Source organism: Emticicia sp. W12TSBA100-4 (assembly GCF_040253585.1).
Taxonomy (GTDB): domain Bacteria; phylum Bacteroidota; class Bacteroidia; order Cytophagales; family Spirosomataceae; genus Emticicia.
The window spans coordinates 1-3,484 of sequence record NZ_JBELAU010000043.1; the positions used below are offsets into that span (position 1 = coordinate 1).

2 protein-coding genes are annotated in these 3,484 nt (G+C 36.9%); both read right to left on the bottom strand.

All coding sequences use genetic code 11. From position 1 onward, the window contains the following. Window positions 1-1,302: hypothetical protein (locus ABR854_RS25620; RefSeq protein ID WP_350268712.1), on the bottom strand; the 1,302-nt coding region annotated here is incomplete at its 3' end. Window positions 1,303-1,740: 438 nt separating this feature from the next. After that, window positions 1,741-3,484, bottom strand: a 1,744-nt coding sequence (locus ABR854_RS25625) for an immunoglobulin domain-containing protein (RefSeq protein WP_502881241.1), incomplete at its 5' end; no start/stop codon positions are given.

The window sequence follows — 3,484 nt, forward strand, 5'->3', positions numbered from 1 at the left end:
TAATCCTGCTACTGGTTGCGTTACAGTAGTTGTTGCAGTGGCTGTACATCCTTGAAAATCTTTCGCAGTAATTGTATATGTTCCTGCTGTTAAAGATGTAAAAGCTCCCGACAATTGAAAAGTTGTTCCATTTCTACTAAACTCATAAGGTGTAGTTCCACTTGTGGCAGTTGCAGTAATTGTTCCGTCGTTTCCTCCGAAACATGAGACTGGAGTTGAAGTCAATGAAAGTACTGGCAAAGGAGCTGCAATAACTTTTATTGGACAACATCCACCAGTTGGACAAGCATTTGGGCCAGATGTAATACTATATGTATATTCTCCGATTGCATATATAGTCAATGAACCATTGGCATTGACTGTGTATTGTCCTGGTACACTACCTGTGATTGTTACACCATCTTTTTGCCAAATGATACCTGTATAAGACGTCAGTGTTATGTCAATTTTATTTCCGTTACAAAGTTCATAAGGAGTCGATACACATGCTACATCTTGGTCGTCTTCACCTGCATTATTTGTTGTTGGGCTTGAATCTTTATCCGTTTGAGTTTCCGCAGTTAAATTGGCAGAAATAAATTTAACGCCTTCAGTAGTTGATGTTGTATTAGCAAAGGTTAAAGTAGCATTATTGACACTTCCAGGGGCAATGGATGGAATTGTCCACTTTCCAGTTGTAGCATTATAAGTACCCACTGAAGCAGTTGGTGTTCCGACGGTCAGTCCCGCAGGAATTGTTACCGTTACTTCTAAACCTGTTGCGGTTGCAGTACCGTCATTTTGAACGGTCACAACCGCAGAAAATGCTGTATTTTTAGCAACAAAAGCCCCCCCATTGTGTGAGACGGCAATCATAATGTCGGGCTGTGTTGGGATTGTTGTAAAGTTTGTTTTCTCAAAATTTACTGTATTATCAGTGTAGCACAAACCATCGGTTGAGTAAACTCTTACATAATACGTTTGATTTGTATTGGGAGCATTTGTTTTAATATATCCATTAGTAAATGAAGAAAACAATGGAGCATTTGTGAATTCAGTATTATTGGTTGGAGCAGCTAAAGCTGAGGTCGAAACTACTACTTTATTTGTTCCTGTTACATCTCCATAAAGTTTAATTTTTCCATCAAGAGCAGCATCAGTACTTGTTCCTTCAGTTTTCAAAAAATAAATGATTGGATTCGTACAAGGTGTAGCTTGACCAAAAACATTTCCAATATTTAGAAATAGCGTAAAAACCAGAAAAAATGACATTTTCAGCTTAAATCTATTTCTAAAATTTGAACTATGTAAAAATTTCTTCATGCGATGTGTTTTGACTTTTTTATATGGGAGGTTAGTTTAGTCTGTGTTATACAAAAGTTTTATGTGTATTGTGTAGATTATGTATAAAACTTAGATGATCATATTTCTGACCCGTGAGAGAAATATGCTTTTCGCAATCACAATATTTAATAAGAAGAATCATTTTCGTCTTATACATTATATTTTATAATTATTAGGAAAGAACGATACCGTTCAATAATTTTATAATAGCAATCTTTGTGCCAAAAAAAAACCAATAAAAAAAATATCTCGCTGGTAGTCAGCGAATTATCTTTTTTATTGGTCAAAATGTCTATAATTTTACAGATCTATTTACAAATACATCACCTATCGGGTTATCAGGCGGGTATATTTTACTTTATCTTTTTATATTTATGCTTAAGAATATTATTATTTTAACTACGTAAATAATATATTTTATTTAGTTTTTACGACAGTAGATGGTTCGCAATAACCTGCCGGGCAAGCAGAGCATTGATTGGTCAAAGTTACGTTTCTGTCTATCGTGCAATTTTCGGCATTTTTTAATCTAACAGTATAAGTTACCGTAGTATTTGGGTCTGCAATTCCCGTTAACATTTCGCCATTTATTGGAATTGCCACAAAAGCAGAAGCCGTGCCAGAATTATAACTTGAACCGATATTATATGAAAACGTATCAGTCGATTTGAACTTTGTCAGAACTAATTTACCACTATTCGTTGGCTGGTACCCCAAACACAATGACCCAACACCAGTCAATGTTGCATCTGGAATTGGATTGATAGTTGCCACACCATAATTACGAGTATCACTCACACAACCACTTGAACTTGTGCAGGCAGCAAAATAAACAGCACTCGAGGTAAGAGCTGAAGCCGTATAAGTTGTACCAGTTCCGAGAGAAGTACCACCAATTTTTGATGTAAACCAAGAAACAGTTCCGCCAGTACACCCTGTCGCTGTCAGTGTGATTGAGCCACTTCCACAAATACTATTAGAAGAAACTGAAGGTGCAGTTGGCACAGTATTGACAGTTGCTAAAACCGAAGTTCGAGTACTTGTACAACCAACTGCATTACATTCTACATAATAAGTAGTATTTATTGAAATACTTGGTGTAGTGAAACTATTACTTGTTCCAATGGCTGTTCCACCAGTTATGGCGTTATACCATTTGTATGTACCCGAACATCCTGTTGCTGAAAGCGTCACAGTCCCAGTTCCACAACGATTAGCGGGAACACCTGTAGGTGCTGCTAATGGTAGGTCACAAACAGTAGTATTCAAATCGTAGCATTTGAAATAAAGCGAATTCAAGCGACGTTCATCACTCATCGTAGGGTTTGTATTATCTACAAAGTCTGATGAATTCCCATTCCATTCTGCACCGTAAGTTATTGTAATGCTGCTTTTTCCAACATAACCATAAGAAATAACAGCATCTAAAGCCAATTCATTAATTCCTGCATAAGTTGCATAAGCACCTTTGGCTTTTAATCCACCACTCAAAGTAAGCGAAGTTGGGGTTTGAATTTCATGACTTTGATGTCCCGATGATTCGATAAATTCTCTTACTTCCAATCCACTACCATCAATATCAATGCCTGATGCAATAAAGTTCGGCATTACTTTAGGAGTTGTCGTGCCAGTTTCCACAAAATCAATTTTGAATGTAACTGATTTTTCACCAGCAGCATCAAACGAGTTAGCTCCATTAATCCAATTATAATCAATTATTGGTTGCATAGCTGCTTCATATCCACCATAAGTTGCTGCAGGAACATCAATATTAACAATATCAATATCAGCGTGCGATTTACTCATAATAGTTACAATTGCATCTGTTCCAGCAGTTACGTTACTGAAGCGATATTGTGCATTGACTGCACCAGCTGTGCCTGTAATTAGTGTTGGACTTGTAAAACTCAACGTCGGAATCAAACTACAATTAATGTCACCTGGGTCAGTTGTAAGCAAACTTACGTTTGTTGTGGCTGTTGCTGTACAACCATTTACATTTACTGTTACACTGTAAATACCTGCCATTGAAGCAGTAACGGGTGCAGTAGATACATCTTTTAATGTAGAGACAAATCCATCAGGACCAGTCCAAGAATAAGTATCTCCGCCTGTTGCGTATAAATTTAAAGTACCGCCAATAATTGGCGAATTTGCAGTG